12 protein-coding genes, 1 tRNA gene and 1 pseudogene are annotated in these 16514 nt (G+C 70.3%); 7 read left to right on the forward strand and 7 right to left on the reverse strand.

What is annotated here, in order from left to right; genetic code table 11:
* Window positions 1-42: 42 nt before the first annotated feature.
* Window positions 43-600, reverse strand: coding sequence for a DinB family protein (locus QSK26_RS25480; RefSeq protein ID WP_285777766.1), 558 nt, complete (start codon window positions 598-600; stop codon window positions 43-45).
* A 96-nt stretch (window positions 601-696) separates the two neighbouring features.
* Here QSK26_RS25480 and QSK26_RS25485 point away from each other — a divergent pair, with 96 nt between their 5' ends.
* The 3 genes and pseudogenes from QSK26_RS25485 to QSK26_RS42145 all read left to right on the forward strand — a co-directional run.
* Window positions 697-1650 carry a helix-turn-helix transcriptional regulator gene (locus tag QSK26_RS25485; RefSeq protein ID WP_285777767.1) on the forward strand — a complete coding sequence of 318 codons (954 nt, stop codon included), beginning with the start codon at window positions 697-699 and terminating at the stop codon, window positions 1648-1650.
* Window positions 1651-1858: 208 nt separating this feature from the next.
* Window positions 1859-2170 (forward strand): trypco2 family protein, encoded by a 312-nt coding sequence (locus QSK26_RS25490; protein ID WP_285777768.1) that lies wholly within the window; start codon window positions 1859-1861, stop codon window positions 2168-2170.
* Between the two features lie 40 nt (window positions 2171-2210).
* A pseudogene (locus tag QSK26_RS42145) lies at window positions 2211-2702 on the forward strand (trypsin-like peptidase domain-containing protein); the annotation flags it as partial.
* A 3715-nt stretch (window positions 2703-6417) separates the two neighbouring features.
* Here QSK26_RS42145 and QSK26_RS25500 read toward each other — a convergent pair.
* A complete protein-coding gene (locus QSK26_RS25500; protein WP_285777770.1) occupies window positions 6418-8277 on the reverse strand; it encodes a WD40 repeat domain-containing serine/threonine protein kinase in 1860 nt (619 codons plus the stop codon).
* Window positions 8278-8804: 527 nt separating this feature from the next.
* Window positions 8805-8877, reverse strand: a tRNA-Arg gene (locus tag QSK26_RS25505).
* 265 nt (window positions 8878-9142) lie between these two features.
* Between QSK26_RS25505 and QSK26_RS25510 the strand changes: the two genes are divergently transcribed.
* Both QSK26_RS25510 and QSK26_RS25515 read left to right on the forward strand, forming a co-directional pair.
* Window positions 9143-10462: a sensor histidine kinase gene (locus QSK26_RS25510; RefSeq protein WP_285777771.1), complete on the forward strand. Its 1320-nt coding sequence runs from the start codon at window positions 9143-9145 to the stop codon at window positions 10460-10462.
* 17 nt (window positions 10463-10479) lie between these two features.
* Window positions 10480-11109, forward strand: coding sequence for a response regulator (locus tag QSK26_RS25515; protein ID WP_285777772.1), 630 nt, complete (start codon window positions 10480-10482; stop codon window positions 11107-11109).
* Between the two features lie 153 nt (window positions 11110-11262).
* Here the strand turns inward: QSK26_RS25515 and QSK26_RS25520 are convergent, their stop codons facing one another.
* Entirely contained in the window at window positions 11263-11724 is a 462-nt protein-coding gene (locus QSK26_RS25520; RefSeq protein ID WP_285777773.1) for a MaoC family dehydratase, read from the reverse strand.
* 120 nt (window positions 11725-11844) lie between these two features.
* Between QSK26_RS25520 and QSK26_RS25525 the strand changes: the two genes are divergently transcribed.
* Complete coding sequence (locus QSK26_RS25525; protein ID WP_285777774.1) at window positions 11845-13083, forward strand: esterase-like activity of phytase family protein; 1239 nt, start codon at window positions 11845-11847, stop codon at window positions 13081-13083.
* A gap of 569 nt (window positions 13084-13652) precedes the next feature.
* Window positions 13653-14837, forward strand: coding sequence for a hypothetical protein (locus tag QSK26_RS25530; protein ID WP_285777775.1), 1185 nt, complete (start codon window positions 13653-13655; stop codon window positions 14835-14837).
* A 56-nt stretch (window positions 14838-14893) separates the two neighbouring features.
* Here the strand turns inward: QSK26_RS25530 and QSK26_RS25535 are convergent, their stop codons facing one another.
* The 3 genes from QSK26_RS25535 to QSK26_RS25545 all read right to left on the reverse strand — a co-directional run bounded on the left by QSK26_RS25535 (window position 14894) and on the right by QSK26_RS25545 (window position 16505).
* Window positions 14894-15373 (reverse strand): TetR family transcriptional regulator, encoded by a 480-nt coding sequence (locus tag QSK26_RS25535; protein ID WP_285777776.1) that lies wholly within the window; start codon window positions 15371-15373, stop codon window positions 14894-14896.
* 108 nt (window positions 15374-15481) lie between these two features.
* The gene (locus tag QSK26_RS25540) at window positions 15482-15619 is read right to left on the reverse strand and encodes a hypothetical protein (protein WP_285777777.1); all 138 of its coding nucleotides are present in this window, start codon (window positions 15617-15619) and stop codon (window positions 15482-15484) included.
* A 13-nt stretch (window positions 15620-15632) separates the two neighbouring features.
* Window positions 15633-16505 (reverse strand): inositol monophosphatase family protein, encoded by an 873-nt coding sequence (locus QSK26_RS25545; protein ID WP_285777778.1) that lies wholly within the window; start codon window positions 16503-16505, stop codon window positions 15633-15635.
* Window positions 16506-16514: the final 9 nt, after the last annotated feature.

The raw sequence follows: 16514 nt of genomic DNA on the forward strand, positions 1-16514 counted from the left end.
CGGCGACCGCGGGGAATGAGCGCGGTGGCGACACGCTCCCGGTCAGCCCATGCTCTTGGCGCCGTCCAGGCACTCGCGGATGATGTCGGCGTGCCCGGCGTGCTGGGCGGTCTCGGCGATGATGTGCATCAGCACCCGGCGGGCCGACCACCGCGCGTCGACCTCGAACCACGGTGCCTTCGGCAGCGGCTGGGCGGCGTCCAGGTCGGGCAGGGTGGCGACCAGCTCGTCGGTCCGCTGGGCCACCTCGGCATAACCGGCCAGCACCTCGGTCAGCGTCTCACCGGGCAGCAGCCGGAACTCGTCGGCCCGCCGGGCGAAGTCGGCCTCGGTCATGGCGGCGAAGTCGCCCATCGCCGACGGGCCGTTCAGGATGAAGTCCACCCAGGTCCGCTCGACCGCGGCGACGTGCTTGATCAGACCGCCCACGCACAGCTCGCCGGCGGTGGTCCGCCGCCCGGCCTGCTCGTCGGTGAGGTCGCGGGTGGTGTGGCGCAGGAACTGCCGGTGCTTGGCCAGCACCGCCAGCAGGTCGGCGCGCTCGCCGGTGGCGGCCGGCGCGCCGGCGATGTCGTGGACAGTCAGCTCGTTGACGGTCACGGTTCCTGCCTTCCGTTGTTCCTGTTCTGCCGCTCACGGACCATACTGGTGGGGATAACGGCCACTTTCTGACCTGAATTGCAGAGGGACGCAAAGATGGCGAACACCAGCGCCCGGATGCTGCGGCTGCTGTCCCTGCTCCAGACTCACCGGTACTGGCAGGGCACCCAACTGGCCGAGCGGCTGGAAGTCTCGGCCCGCACGCTGCGCCGGGACATCGACCGGCTGCGCGAGCTGGGCTATCCGGTGGAGGCGCAACGCGGCGTGGACGGCGGTTACCAGCTCGCCGCCGGCGCGGCACTGCCGCCGCTGGTGATCGACGACGAGGAGGCGGTCGCCTTGGCCGTGGGACTGCAGGCCGCCGCGCAGGGCGCGGTGGAGGGCGTCGCCGAGTCCTCGGTGCGGGTGCTGGCCAAGGTGGTGCAGGTGATGCCGGCCCGGCTGCGACGCCGGATCGACGCGCTGCGCGCGATGACCGTGCCCGCCGGCTGGGACGGCCCGGTCAGGACGGGCGTCGACGCGGGCGTGCTCACCACGGTCGCGCTGGCCTGCCGGGACGGCGAACAGCTCCGCTTCTCCTACACCGCCGCCGGCGGGGAGCACACCGACCGGCACACCGAACCGCATCGGCTGGTCTGCCTCGGCCGCCGCTGGTACCTGGTCGCCTACGACCTCACCCGGCACGACTGGCGCAGCTTCCGGGTAGACCGGGTCACCGCGCCGCAGGGCACCGGCTCCCGGTTCCGGCCCCGCGACCTGCCCGCGGCCGACGCCGCCGAGTTCGTCCGCGCCGGCCTGGACAACCTGTTCCGCCCGTACCGGGTGGAGGTCCTGGTCGACGCCCCGGCCGAGACCGTACGCGAACGGATCGGCAGGTGGTGCACGGTCGAGAAGATCGACGCCGAGCACAGCCGGGTGCGCATGACCGCCGACTCCCTGGACTGGCCGACCATGGCACTGGGCGTGCTCGGCGCCGATTTCCGCGTCGTCGACCCGCCCGAACTGCTCAACCAGGTCCACGACTGGGGAGCCCGGTTCAACCGGGCCTGACGCGAACCGATCCCACCTCGCCACCGTGCCGTCCGCCCCTACCGGGCTGCTTCGTCGCGTGTCGGACACCTGCCATGCGCCGGACGCGGGAGCGCAGCCGAGGGACTCGTACCCAGCCGACGGCTGGGCCGGCTCCGGGTGATCCACGGGGTAGCGTCGGGCATCATCGACATGTGGCCTGGCGGACCTACGTAGAAGGCGGGATCTGATGAACGAGTCCGAGGGGGTACCCCTGGCCGACTACATCCGCGTGCTCCGCGACCAACTGGAGACGGCACAGCAGGAAGGGCATGCCCGTGGGGTCAAGTTCGGCGTCGGGGCTGTGGAGCTGGAGTTCGAGGTCGCCGTGACGCGGGAAGCGGGCGGGAAGGGTGGGCTGAAGCTGTGGGTGGTCGAAGCGGGAGCCGAGGGCAAGCGGAGCCACGGCCAGACCCAGAGGGTCCGGATGACGCTCACCCCCACCGATGAGCACGGCCAGCCACTCTCGGTGACCGACCGGTTGTCCGAGTTCCCACGGTGAGACGGCGCCTCGCGTGGCCGGCTCGCTCGTCGGACGGTGCGTGGAGATCCTGGTCGAGCGCCGGCACGAGACGGGGTACGGCTCAGGGCTGCGACTGGCGACGTCTCTGGTGGTGACGGCCGGACACGTCGTCGAGGGCGCGACCACGGTCAAGGTGCGGCTGCGCGGAGGCGACCCGGACGAGGTCACCGTGGCCGGCCGGACCGTCTGGAAAGGTGACCGGGCGGATATCGCCTTCATCGAACTCGCCCCGGACGTCCCCCTCGGCGAGATCCCTCCGGTGACCGTCGGCGTCCTCCCGGAGGAGTCCCACGGGCGACTGCCGTTCACCGCGATCGGATTTCCCCGCCACCGGACCTGGCGAGACGGGGACAGGGCGACCTGGCGCGACAGCGACCAGATCGACGGGGTGATCCCGTTGGGTTCGAGCGTGAAGCGGGGGCGCCTGGTCCTGCATCGGGCAGACGGACGCCTCCTTGAGGGGCGTGACTGGAGCGGTTTCTCCGGCGCCGCCGTCGTCTGCGAGGGTTCGGCCGTCGGCGTCGTCGTGGAGTCGGCGCACTCCGGAGGTCTGGAAGCCGTACGCCTGGCCGCCGCGATCGGCAGGTACGAACCGCGTGCGGAAGCCGAGCGAGAGCCCGAATCGCATACTGCGGCCGCACGCGCGCTGCTGGCCGGCCATGACGTCGTACCGGAACAGATCAGTGTCCCTCACCCGAGGGAGGAGCGGCGTCGTCCGGCCTACGAGGCCCTGCTGCGGCAGTACGCGGCACGCTGCCCGGACCTGACCGGGCGCGAGCGGGAGCTCGCCGATCTCCGCGCGTTCGCGACCGGGCAGGAGCCGTACCTGATGCTCGTCGCCGGCCCCTGGGCGGGAAAGACGTCGCTGGTCACGCACTTCGCCACGGGTGCCGGCCCGGAGATGGACGTCGTTTCGTTCGTCATCTCCCGGCGCGACGGGCAGATGCGTCTCCAGCAGTTCCACCGCGCGGTGTGCGAGCAACTCGCAGCCCTGCTGGGTGAGTTTCCGCCCGCGGAACCGGACCCGGCCGTCTTCCTCAGCCTGTGGGAACGTGCGGCGAGGAGCCACGAGCGGCGTGGACGTCCCTTGGTGCTGATGGTCGACGGGCTGGACGAGAACGATTTCCGGGAGTTGGCCGAGCCCAGCATCGCCTCGCAACTGCCGGCTGTCCGAGGAGCGACGACACACGTCCTGGTGACGAGCCGCCACTCCCGCATTCCGCTGGACGTGGACGAGAACCACCCTCTGCGCGACTGCCCCCACCTGGTCCTGGCCCCCTTCCCCACGGCGACCAGCCTGCTCCTGCGCGCCCGCCAGGAACTGGACCACGTGCTGACCGAGCCGCTGCCACGCCGGATCCTGACCGCGATGGCGGTCGCCGGCGGCGCGTTGAGCAGCAGGGACATCGCCTCGATAACCCACGAAGCCCCTCTGGCGATCCGGCGGACCCTGGAACGGAGTCTCTCCCGCGTAGTGGAGCCGCGGACCGGTCAGGTGACCCGGTACACACTCGCGCACGACACCCTGGTGGCGACGGTACGGGAGGATCTGGAGCAGGAGGAGGTCGCACAGACCCGTGCCTCCATCGACACGTGGGCTCTCGGCTTCGCCGAGGCCGGATGGCCCGACGAGACTCCGGCCTACCTGACCGAGGCGTACCCGACCCTCCTGCTCTCCGAGAGCGCCGGCGGGACTTTGGCCACGCTGGCCTCGCCCGGACGGCGTGCTCTGCTCCGCCGCCGGACCGGTGGCGATCTGGCCGCACTGTCCGAGGTGGCGCACGCGTCCAGGCTGCTCGCCGCGGATCCCGCGGGCGACCTCGTCATGCTCACGCGGGTCTCCCTGCTCAGGATGCGCATCGAAGACGAGAGCGGCGGCGTGCCCTCCGCGTATCCGCTGCTGCTGGCGCGACTCGACCGGTCCGAGGAGGGCGTCCAACTGGCCCGCACACTCCAGAACAGCTATGCGCGAGCCGAGGCCCTGCTGGCGGTCGGGGAGTGCCTGTTCGACTCCCAGCCGATCGAGGCGTGGCACCTCATCCACGAGGCGATCGAGGTGCCGGGCAGGCTTGATCTGGAGCGCGTGGAACATACGGTGCGAGCGGCCCTCGCGCTGGCGCGCCGGGGCGAACCCGACGCCGCCGGCCTCGCCCGTCAAACCGTCACCGACCACCTGCACGACCTGAACGGGTATCAGCGGGCCTGGTCGATCGTCACCGTCGCCGGCCCGTTGGCCGAGATCGATCCGGCGTTGACTCGGACCCTCGTCGCGGAGGCCGCCGAGCATACCGGCGACGAGGACCGCCCGGAGGTGTACGGCTACCTCGCGCGAGCGTACGGCGTCCTCGGCGACATCGACGGCCTGCTCGGCCACATTTCGAACCTGGACCGGGACGGCAGGAGAAGGGCCCTGCTCTGCGCCTGCGAAGACCATTTCACCGTGGGAGGACGGGAGAGCGTACCGGAGGTGCTGCTCGCCGCGCTGAACCGTGAGTTCCCCGCGGCGGACCTTGTGGAATCGGCCCCCTACCAGGACGAGGATCGGGCTCTGCGACTGCTCGCGATGCCGCCTTCCGATGAGCCGGCCGATCCCCACACGCTCGCATACACCGCCCTCGCCGCCCACGGCCACGATCCACGACAGCGCGCAGCCCCGCCCCTCGAAGATCTCGACGACCTCCTCGCCCGTGCCGCCGCGTCGGCCCGGAACAACGGGCATCTGGTCCTGGCGACCTCCCTGGCACGAGACATCGCCAACCCCGGAACCCGGGCGGAGGTTCTCTCCGGCGTCGCGCTGGCGATCCTCGACCGCGACAGCCCTGAGGAGGCCGATCCCGTCGTCAGGGAGGTGGACACGGCCCTCGGCGAGACCATGAACGCGGCACCGCCCGACGTCCTGGCCGCATTGGCACGTGCGGCCGGCACCGCCGGCAGGACTGAACTGGCCGAAGCGGCCCTGGAGACGGCCCTGAGCATCGTGCTGAACAACGTGAACGGCGTCGAGGCGCGATGGGACGCCACCGCCGTGGCGACCGCGGCCGCGTCCCTCGGGCGCCTGGAGTCCGCGCTCGCGATCGCCACGGCGTTCCAGGCCGATGAATTGGACCGGATCGACATCCTGCTGAAAGTCGCCGAGGCCATCGTCGTGACCGGCGACCATCGAGAAGCCGATCTCGACCTGCTCACCACCCTGGTGGCCGAAGGTGTCGGAAACCCGGAAGACGAGAGCAGGAGCGGATGGCGGTCCCGCGTCGCCCGCGACCTCATCGGCGTCCTCCTTCGCGCAGGCCGGGCAGACGAGGCGCTCAACCTGACGACACGCCTGGACGAAGACGACCTTCGGGGCCGCGCCCTCAGGTTGCGGGCGCACCTGCGGTCGAACGACCCCACCGGAGCGCTCTCACTCATCCGCGAGACAGCGCTGCACACGCCCGCCGGCTCCCCGCACGACCTCGCACACCGGCGTGAGCAGGCAGCGGCCATGATCGTCGAAATGTGCGACTCCGGCCATCGGGCCCTGTGCCGCGACGTGACAGCCGAACTCGCCAGAATCGCCGATCCGAACCTGACCTCGAATGACGGAATATGGGCCCATCCGTGGCTCGCCGCAGCCTGTCAGGCCACAGGACTCGGCGACGAGTACAGCCGACTGCTGGAGGCGGGTCAGCATGCCCTCCTGGTGGCGGGAAGCGTTGTCAGCACTTCCACTGTGCCGGTGGAGGCGGTCGTACGTCTGCGCCTGTGGGACCGCTACCGGGACGAAGCCCGCCGGATGAACGAAGTGCTCGCCGAGGGCGTCCTCACCGACCTGGTCGAGGCGATGCTCAGATCAGGTCTCCTCAACGAGGCGGTCACCGTCATCGATGACCTGAAGGAGCACACGGCCCACTGTCTCGCACTCGCCGCGACCACTGCCCCCGGACCGGCCCGCGACCTGGTCAAACGTTCACTCGCCCAAGGCTTCGAAAGCGAGGTCATCACCCCGCTGACGACCCTGGAACCGCGCTGCCTGGATGAGATCGCCACCCAACTCGGCGTCACCCGAGAGAGCATGCACTAGCCACGAGGAACTACCTTTCGCGAACGGTGCCGTCATGATCTCGGCGGCTCATGATCTGGGTGGCCCGTGACTTGGGCGGCTCATGCTTTGGGTGGCTCATGCGGCTCCCTCGACTCTCGGCGGGTGATCACCTCGCGGGCCGGAGACCCCGCCGGAGGGCGCTGGGTCAGCGGTTCGGCAACAACTTCACGCTGTGGTCGTCGCTGCTGCCGGTGGCGAGGGTTCTGCCGTCCGGGCTGAAGGCCACCGAGTAGACACCGGCGGTGTGACCGGTGAGGGTGGCAACGGTTCGGCGGTCGGCCACGTCCCACAACCGCACCGTCTCGTCGAAGCCGCCGGTGGCGAGAGTCCTGCCGTCCGGACTGAACGCCACCGACCAGACACCGGCGGTGTGACCGGTGAGGGTGGCGACGACGAAGCGGCCGTCCACGTTCCACAACCGCACCGTGTCATCGCGGCCGCCGGTGGCGAGGGTTCTGCCGTCCGGACTGAACGCCACCGACCAGACACCGTAGGTGTGGCCGGTGAGGGTCGCAACGGTTCGGCGGCCGGCCACATCCCACAACCGCACCGTCTCGTCGAAGCCGCCGGTGGCGAGAGTCCTGCCGTCCGGACTGAACGCCACCGACCAGACACCGGCGGTGTGACCGGTGAGCGTGGCGACACTCCTGCGACCGGCCACATCCCACAACCGCACCGTTGCATCGTGGCTGCCGGTGGCGAGGATCTTGCCATCCGGACTGAACGCCACCGAGTAGACACCGGCGGTGTGACCGGTGAGCGTGGCGACACTCCTGCGACCGGCCACGTCCCACAACCGCACCGTCTTGTCGCTGCTGCCGGTGGCGAGAGTCCTGCCGTCCGGGCTGAACGCCACCGACCAGACACCGGCGGTGTGACCGGTGAGCGTGGCGACACTCCTGCGGCCCGCCACATCCCACAACCGCACCGTTTCATCGTGGCTGCCGGTGGCGAGAGTTCCGCTGTCCGGGCTGAAAGCCACCGAGTAGACCCGGCCGGTGTGACCGGTGAGGGTGACACTCGGTGCGGGGTCGGTGGGGCGGGTCAGGGCGATCGTGACCGGCACGCCGATGGCGGTGAGGGCACCGAGTCCGGCCAGGAGCAGGACACGACGCCGGGGCAGCCGCCGATCCGCGGCGGGGGGCGGCGAAGGGGCCGGAGGCGGATTCAGGCGCGGGTCCGGGGGCGGCTGGCCGGCAACGGCGGTGAGCGCCCGGCCGGCCTGTTCGGCGTTGAAGCGCTCGGCAGGGTCCTTGCGCAGCAGCCCGGTCAGCACCGGGGCCAGCGGCCCGGCATGCACCGGCGGCGCGGGCTCCTGACTCAGCAGCGCCGACAGGATCGCCATCAGGTTCGCCCCCGCGTACGGAGGCCGGCCCTCGACCGCGGCGTACAACGTCGCTCCCAGCGACCACAGATCACACGCCGGAGTGACCGGCCGTCCATGAGCCTGCTCCGGCGCCATGAACGCCGGAGTGCCGATCAACACCCCTGAGGCGGTCAGGGTGACGTCCCCGGCCAGGCTGGCGATCCCGAAGTCGGTGATGACCACCCGGTCGCCGGCCAGCAGCACGTTGGCCGGTTTCAGGTCGCGGTGCACGACCCCGGCCGCGTGCGCCTCGCCCAGCGCCTCCAGCATCATCGCGCCGATCCGCGCCACCTGAGCCGGGGCCAGCCGCTCCTGCTGGGTGATCTGCTCCTGCAACGACAGGCCGCGGACGAACTCCATCACGATCATCGGGGCCCCGTCGTGCAGGATCACGTCGTAGACGGTGATGATGCCCGGATGATTGAGCCGGGCCGCCGAGCGTGCCTCGCGCATCCCCCACTTGCCGAACAGCTCACGCTGGGCGGCATCCATGCCGCGCGGAAACAGGATCTCCTTGACCGCCACCTCGCGATCCAGCAGCTCATCGCGGCCCCGCCAGACCCGGCCCATGCCACCGGTGCCCACCGGCTCAAGAAGCCGGTATCGCCCGCCGATGAGTTCGCCGCCCGACTCGGTCACCCTCGGCACATTAGCCACCATGGATCACAAAGCCGCACACGCCGCCCACGGCTGCTCCGCTGTGCGCCGAAGGCGATGACAGATCGCCGAGCAGAACCGGCCGACAAGCCGGCGAGAACCCTCCGACGCCCCCAGGCCGGCGGCGCAGATACCGGCAAGATCGATGAGCCCCTACACAAAGCCGACGCGGACCGACAGCAGATTGCCACTCCCCCGCCTTTCGTCCGCAGCGGACAGCGGGCAGTTGCCCACCATCCTCATCGGCCCGAGCCTGCCTGCCGTACCCAGGAACCTATGTGCCGGTGAGCGTCGCATACAACGCATGGGAGCATCGTGCCCTTGATCAATCTGCCTGTTCCATGCATTCACAACCTTCCCCGCGGGCGAGGAGGGCGTGGCCCAGGTCGCAACGGACGCCGAATTCGGGCAGGCACACACCTTTGGCTCCCAGGCTGGCTCCGGCTGAGCAGCACAACGAAAAAGACCCCTGATGGCGTAATGCCTGTTCAGGGGCCTTCTTACTGCTGCGCGGCCGGGAGGACTCGAACCCCCAACCTTCTGATCCGTAGTCAGATGCTCTATCCATTGAGCTACGGCCGCTTGGTTGTCCGCTTCACCTGGGTGGCGCGGCAACAGGAAGAACTCTACCACTTGGACACCGGTGATAGAGCCGACTATTGCTTGCCTGGAGGAGCGTGCCAGGGGGGCGGGGTCGTGGCCTCGGTGGGCGTGCTTCCGGGTGGGAGGGCGCGGGGTGGTGAGGTCGTGGGCGTACACCTTTGGATGTAGGGGGGACCGTGCTGGTGGGGGACGCCGGAGTGGGGTGGGGGGTGGTGGGATGGGGGTTATGCGGCGGGACTGTTTGATGGCCGTGCTGGCCTTCGCGACCGGTCTCGTGCTGCTGGCCGGGAACGCGTTTCTGGCGCGGGTGGAGTCGCCTTACCTGCTGGTGGGGCCGTTGCTGGTCACGTGTCTGGGGGTGGCGGTGCGGCGGCGGGCGCCGATGCTCTCGCTGGGGCTGGGGGTCGTCGCGATCTCGGCGGACCTGGTGGTGGGGCCGTCGCTGCCGACTGTGCTGATCTTCACCGACAATCTCTATGCCGCCACGCTCTACGGGCCCAGGTGGGCCACCAAGTGGCTGCTCGGGGTGACCTCGGTGCTGGCCGTGGTGGCGGGGGCGCTCGCCGGGTTCTCCACGCTGGACTGGCGGGCGCTGGCGGTCGGCATCGTGCAGGCGGGGCTGGTGCTGCTCACGCCCGTGTCGACCGCGATCATCCTGCGCCAGCATCGCGACCAGGCCGAGGCGGAGCGGACGCGGGCGGAGCAGGTGGCCCGGCTGGCGGAGCTGGATCGCCGGGCGGCGGTGAACACCGAGCGGACGCGGATGGCGCGTGAGCTGCACGACATGATCGCCAACCACTTCAGCGCGATCGCTATCCAGTCCACGGCCGTGCTGTCCCGCAAGGACCTGGACGGGCGGGCGGTGCACGGGGTGCTGGAGAGCATCAGGGAGAACAGCCTGCAGGGCATGACGGAGATGCGCACGATGATCGAACTGCTGCGGCAGGAAGGGCAGCAGGAGGCGCAGGAGAGCGAGGCGACGCGGCGGCGGCTGGCGGACCTCGGGGATCTCGTCGAGCGTTCGCGCCGGTCCGGGGTGGTGACACGGCTGCACATCTCCGGTACGCCGCGCGAGTTGCCCGCCGCGGTCGATCTGGCGGGTTACCGCATCGTCCAGGAGGCCCTGACGAACGTCCTCAAACACGGAGACAAGCAGGCCACGGTGACCATCGGCTACGAATCCCACCAGGTGACCTTGAACGTGGACAATCCGGTGAGCGGGCGGTCGTCGGGGCTGCCCGGTTCCGGGGCCGGGGTGATCGGGATGCGCGAGCGGGTGGCCCTGCTGGGCGGTGTGTTCGAGGCGGGTCTCCGTGGCCAACTGTGGCGGGTGCGCGCCGACCTCCCGACCGAAATCCCCGAAGCCCCCGACCGGAAACGAAAGCCCGCCGCCGACACGCCGGTGGGAGAACCTGTCTCCGGCGCAGGGAACGCCGGGACCGCCGTACGTACGGAGGACGGGGTGCCTGGCGCGGAGAGCGCGGGTGGGGGCGGCGGGGGGCCTGGGGCAGGGAGGGGTGTGGGTGGGGGCGTGGAGGATGTGGGGAGTGGGGAGAGGTTGTGAGTATTCGGGTGCTTGTGGTGGATGATCATGCGGCGGTGCGGGCCGGGATCGTGTTGATCCTCGATGGGGCGGCGGACATCGAGGTGGTGGGTGAGGCGGCCGATGGGGAGAGCGCGGTGGCGATGGCCAGTTCGGCGCGGCCCGACGTGGTGCTGATGGACATCCGGATGCCGCGGCTGGACGGGATCTCGGCCACCCGGCGGCTCAGCGGGATCGCGGACGTGCTGATCCTGACGACGTTCGACATCGACGAGTACGTGTTCGGGGCGTTGGAGGCGGGGGCGGCGGGATTCCTGTTGAAGAACACGGATGCGGACGCGCTGATCGACGCCGTGCGGGTGGTGGCGCGCGGGGACGGGCTCATCTCTCCGGCGGTGACCCGGCGCCTGATCGCGGCGTTCGGCCGGTCCCGTACGGCTTCCGCCGCGGCGCCGGAACCGGCCGGGCGGCAGCCGTACGACACGTTGACCCCTCGCGAGCGTGAGGTGCTGGCGTGCATCGGCCGGGGGCTGTCCAACGCGGAGATCGCCCGGGAGCTGGACATGGCGGAGGCGACGACCAAGACGCACGTCAGCCGGGTGCTGAACAAGCTGGGCCTGCGCAGCCGGGTGCAGGCGGCGATCCTCTACTCGGGCGGTGAGCCCTGAGAAAGGCCGAGGCACCCTGAGGAAAGCCGGGGCGCCCTGAGGAAAGCCGGGGCGCCCTGAGGAAGGCCGGGGCGCCTGCCGGTGGCCGGTTTCCGCGCGGTCCCGGTCGGGGGCCTGCGGCGGGCCGGCCAGCGGGCTGTGGGGGGGAAGGGATCAGGCGTCGGCGGGGACGTAGAGGGCGAGGAAGTCGGCTATGCAGGCGGGGCGGCGGGCGCCCTCGACCTCGATGGTGAGGCGGAGAGTGGAGAGGGTGCCGGCGGGGGTGCCCTTGACGTCGATGAGTTCGGCGCCGGCGCGGATGCGGCTGCCCACCGGGACGGGGGACGGGAAGCGCACCTTGTTGAGGCCGTAGTTGACGCCCATCTTGATCCCCTGGACGTTGAAGAGCTGCGACAGGAAAGAGGGCAGGAGGGCGAGGGTGAGGTACCCGTGGGCGATGGGGCCGCCGAAGGGGCCCGCCTTGGCCCTCTCCGGGTCGACGTGGATCCACTGGTGGTCGTCGGTGGCGTCGGCGAAGAGGTTGACCTGCTCCTGGGTGACCGTGCGCCAGTCGGTGTGGCCTAGGTGCTCGCCTTTGGCGGCCTTCAGTTCGCCGAGATCGGCAAAAATCCTCATGTGCCGAACTTTATTCCGCCCAAGTAAGGGCCACCAGACGGACATTGCGGACACCAAGCTCATCCAGTTCGTTGCATGCCGTTCGGAAGTGCTTCATGTGGCCCCTTTAGCGTGCCCGCCATGAGACGCATCACGATGACGGTGGGCTCCGCCGTTCTGACCCTCGGCCTGGCCATCTCGGCCCCCGCGCACGCCGAGCCCGAGCCCCAGTCCGCCGCCGCCGCGGAGGCCAAGGGCAGGCCCGCCCCGGCCCCGGGGCAGGCCACGCTCACCGGCTTCGCCTCGCTCCCCGCGCTGACCTACGTCCCGGGCAGCGAGCCCTCCGGCAAGCAGCTCGACACCGCTCCGGTGAACGGGGTCAGCGCCCCCTTCCCCGGCCAGCCGGTGCAGGGCTTCAGCGGCATCGTCGACCGGCACGACGGCACCTTCGACGTGCTGTCGGACAACGGGTTCGGCAACAAGGCCAACAGCTCCGACTTCCTGCTCCGGGTGCACCGGATCAAGCCGGACTTCGCCCGGCACACGGTGCGGGTGCTCGGCGGCTTCAACCTCTCCGACCCGCGCAAGCTGGTCTCCTGGCCGCTGACCAGGAAGGACCGGGTGCTCACCGGCGCCGACTTCGACATCGAGTCGATCACCCGGGTGTCGGACGGCAGCTACTGGATCGGCGACGAGTTCGGCCCGTTCCTGCTGCACGTCTCCTCCACGGGCCGGCTGCTCGACGCGCCGGTCAAGCTGCCCGGCGTGCAGGCCCCGGAGAACCCGTTCCTGAACGGCGGCCAGCCCAACCTGAACAGCAGCAAGGGCTTCGAGGGCATGGCCAGGTCGCTGGACGGCCGCAAGCTCTACCCGCTGCTTGAGGGCACGGTGGCCGGCGACCCGGCGGGCACGCTGCGCATGTACGAGTTCGACCTGCGCAAGGGGGCCTACACCGCCAAGCGGCTGACCTACAAGCTGGAGAGCCCCGGGAACTCGATCGGCGACGCCATCTCGATCGACGACCACCGCTTCATGATCATCGAGCGGGACAACGAGCAGGGCGACGCCGCACAGCTCAAGCGCATCTACATCGTCGACACCCGGGACCGGGACCGCGACGGCGCCATGGACAAGACGATGGTGGCCGACCTGCTCAACCTGGCCAATCCCAAGCGCATCGCGGGCTTCGGCGAGACCTTCCGCTTCCCGTTCCAGACCATCGAGGACGTCGTCATCCTCGACGACCGCACGATCGGCGTCCTGGACGACAACAACTTCCCCGGCTCCAACGGCCGCACGCCCGGCAAGCCGGACAACAACGAGTTCATCACCGTACGGCTCGCCGAGCGCCTGCACGCTGACCGGCGGATCTACCGGTAACACTCCGGCCACGGAGCGTGCGTCAGAAAATCTCGCCGTTTCGGTCAACCTCTAAGGCTGCCCGGACGTCTATGTGTGCAGGGAGCCCAACCTCCTTAGGGAGGGTCTGATGCACGACCTGGTGTCCGACCTCCTTGACGCGGAGCTCAGGCTGGAGCTGTTGCTCACCTGGGCCCTGCACGTGGAGGCCGAAGAGCTGGCCGCCGATTGAACGGGCCCCAGGTTCCGCACCGCACGCGGAACCTGGGGCAGGGGGCATCGCCCGAAACCCGGCCACTCCCACGAGCCACTCCCACAAGCCACTCTCACGAGCCACTCTCCCCCGGACCATTTCCACACATCCGGGGTTATATAGATAAAAAACAGCCCACCCGCAGCAGTAATTGAGAAAAATCTGACGCGTATTTGGGCTTCAATCCTGCCTGGTCGAGGTATGCCAGGAACGCCTTATCGTGCGCCCGATAACCAGAATTGGCGGCAACACACCAGCTCATCAGCAGGCCGCAGGTGACCAGGGCTCCGATTAGCGGATGTTCCAACCCTTACCTCTCTGTACCCGGAGGATATATATGAAAAACAGGTGGGCGATCACCGCGATATTGACGAGTTCGCTCGTCGCCGCGGGGCCGGGATTCGCCATCGCCGAGGACCGCGCGGTCCCGGCCGCTCAGGACGACCAGGCGGAGCTTGACCGCTTCGACAAACGGACCGAGCCGTTCTACCGGCTGGACAAGGCCACCGACCCGGGCTTCCGGGACGGTTCCATGGGCGAGCTGCTCGACTACTGGGGCACGTGGAGCAGGGACGGCGTGGACCGGCGGTCGATCGTCTCCTCCGGACGGGTGGCGCGGGAGTTCCCCGGCACGCACGCGTTCCTCATCAAGTACCGGACCCGCCTCGCCCACCCGGGCAGCGCGGACCCGCTCGGCGACACCAGGGCGGAGCGGGCGAACGTGCCCTTCGTCCCGGCGACCGGCATGCTGCTCGTGCCCTCGGACCCGTACCCGCAGGGCGAACGGCCGCTGGCGGTGTACGCGCCCACCCCGCGGGACATCGAGTTCGCGGTGGACATCACCGAGATCAACAGGATGCTGGGCCGGGGCCTGGCGGTCCTGATGCCGAGCTACGCCGACACCTACGGCGTACCGGGATACCAGAGCGGCGCGGCGCTGCCGCCGATGGCCTTCACCACGGTGGACGCCGTCAGGGCCGCCCGGCAGCTCAGCGTGTCCGTCTCCGCGCAGGCCAGGAACCTTCTGGCACAGATCGGGCTGAACACCGCGCCCACCGCCCGGGCGTGGCCCGGTCCCCAGTGGGAGCGGGAGCGGTTCGTCTTCGACCGGCAGCCGCTGCTGCCCCGCGAGGGCGTCTGGACGATCTGGCTGACCGGCGACCGCGGCTTCGCGGGCGGCGGCGACCGCATGATTCCGGTCGCCGGCCTGGACGCGTCGCTGAACGCGTCCGACTCCGGCCTGTCCCTGGACGGCATACTCGGCGGACTGGGCGGCAACCGGCCGCTGGGCGGATCGGTGAACGGATCACTGAACGGCCCCGGTCGCAACGTGTCGCTGAGCGGCTCCGTCAACGGCCTCGATGTGTCGGTCAACGGTTCGCTGGACGGCGACCTCGCCAACCTGATGCGGTGGGACGCCGCGCTGGCGGAGCGGTATGCCCCGCAGCTCGTGTCCAGCCAGGTGACTTCGGCACTCGGCCTGGTCACGAACGTGCTCAGGGACGTGACCTCGCTGCTGTGACCCCGCGGTGAGGGGAACCGCGCCGATGCGGCCTGGCCCGGGACCAGGCCGCACGATCACCCGCCGCTCCACTCCGCGGTGATCATGGCGAGCGCCTCGGTGAGGGCCGCGGCCGAGATGGCGGACTTCGGATCGACGAGGTACTGCGTGGCCAGCCCGGCGAGAAGCGCCTGGTAGAAGCCGCCGAGGGCGAGCGCCTTCTCCTCGTCCGCGTCCGGGTCGAGATCGTGGAAGAGCGCCGCGAGGCCGAGCCGGGACCTGCGGGTGGCGGCCGCGAACGCCTCACGCACCTCGGGCATGCGGTCCATCTGGGCGACGAGCTCGAACTGGATGGCCCACAGCGGGCCGAGCCGGGCGAACGACTCGACGATCCGGCTCCAGGCGGCCTCGAACCGCTGCGCCGGGGTCGCGCCGGCCGTGTCACCGGCGGCCAGGGCGCTCTCCAGCTCCTCCCCCCACTCGGCCATGGCCTGCACGAGCGCCTCGTTGAGCAGCGCGGCGACCTGGCCCACCTGCTGTACGAGGCGACCAGGCACGACGTGGAGTACGTGTTCGGCGACTCGGTCACGCGGCGGGCTTCGCCGCGTACGAGCGCGAGATGCGGCACTTCGCCGAGGAGAACCAGAAGCTCGCGGCGCCCAACCTCAAGGGATGGTGGCGGCGTCGGCCGCGCAGATCCGGTTCCAGATGCTGATGCTGCGGCTGATGCCCCACCTGCCGGGCAGGAACGCGATGGTCAGGCGGATCAGCGAGCCGATCCGCAGGGCCGCGAACGCGATCACGCTGAAGGACTACTCACGACAGCAGTGGCTTCGAGGGTGACAGAGGCGCCCCCGGCGAACTCGGCGCGGCGCCGTCCCCCTGTCCGTCCGGTGGGAAGACGGGCCGGGCGAGGTCGAGGAGGCCGGCCAGCACGGCCGGGTTGGCGGCGAGGGTGGCGGCGGACCTCATGGTGTGCGGGGTGCCGTCGAAGTCGGCGACCGCTGCCCCGGCCTCGCGGGCGATGACCGCTCCGGCCGCGGTGTCCCAGGGCTTGTTGGTGTACAGCACCGTGGCGTCGATCCTGCCCGCGGCGATCCAGGCGAGAGCGGTGGCGGCCGAGCCCAGCATGCGCAGCCGCTGGACCTTCCCGGCCAGGGTCCTGGCCAGGACGAGGCGCCGCCCGTTCACCGTCTCGGCATCCGGGCCGACGGCGTAGTCGCCGATCGCGACCACCACGGAGGAGAGCCGCTCGGCGCCGGCGACCGCGATCGGCTCGCCGTTGAGGCGCGAGCCGGTACCGTCCGCGGCGGTGTAACGCTCGCCCAGGAAGGGCAGCTCGATCACGCCGAGCACCGGGACGTCGCCGTCGAGCAGGCCCAGGGACGTGCCGCACATCGGCAGCCCGTGCATGAAGTTGACCGTGCCGTCGATCGGGTCGAGGGCCCAGGTCAGCCCGTTGCCGCCCTGGTTGGTGAGCCCTTCCTCCTCGCCGAGGACGCCGATCTCCGGGGTCTCCCTCGTGAGGAAGTCGCGCAGCGCGTCCTCGACGGCGAAGTCCACCTCGGTGGCCATGTCGCGGTCGCCCTTGGCGGTGACGGCGCCGGGAAGCCTGGTGGTGACGATCTGGCTGGCGATGGTGACGGCGTGCTCGGCGATCGGGAGGAGTGTGCGGGCGTCGAGGGTCATACGCGTGTC

Source organism: Microtetraspora sp. NBRC 13810, from assembly GCF_030268685.1.
Lineage (GTDB): Bacteria > Actinomycetota > Actinomycetes > Streptosporangiales > Streptosporangiaceae > BSRQ01.

Excerpts from the sequence above, each read along its gene's own strand:
- QSK26_RS25485 (WP_285777767.1), top strand. The coding sequence starts at position 697 with ATGGCGAACACCAGCGCCCGGATGCTGCGGCTGCTGTCCCTGCTCCAG.
- QSK26_RS25490 (WP_285777768.1), top strand. The coding sequence starts at position 1,859 with ATGAACGAGTCCGAGGGGGTACCCCTGGCCGACTACATCCGCGTGCTC.
- QSK26_RS25510 (WP_285777771.1), top strand. The coding sequence starts at position 9,143 with ATGGCCGTGCTGGCCTTCGCGACCGGTCTCGTGCTGCTGGCCGGGAAC.
- QSK26_RS25520 (WP_285777773.1), bottom strand. The coding sequence starts at position 11,724 with ATGAGGATTTTTGCCGATCTCGGCGAACTGAAGGCCGCCAAAGGCGAG.
- QSK26_RS25525 (WP_285777774.1), top strand. The coding sequence starts at position 11,845 with ATGAGACGCATCACGATGACGGTGGGCTCCGCCGTTCTGACCCTCGGC.
- QSK26_RS25530 (WP_285777775.1), top strand. The coding sequence starts at position 13,653 with ATGAAAAACAGGTGGGCGATCACCGCGATATTGACGAGTTCGCTCGTC.
- QSK26_RS25545 (WP_285777778.1), bottom strand. The coding sequence starts at position 16,505 with ATGACCCTCGACGCCCGCACACTCCTCCCGATCGCCGAGCACGCCGTC.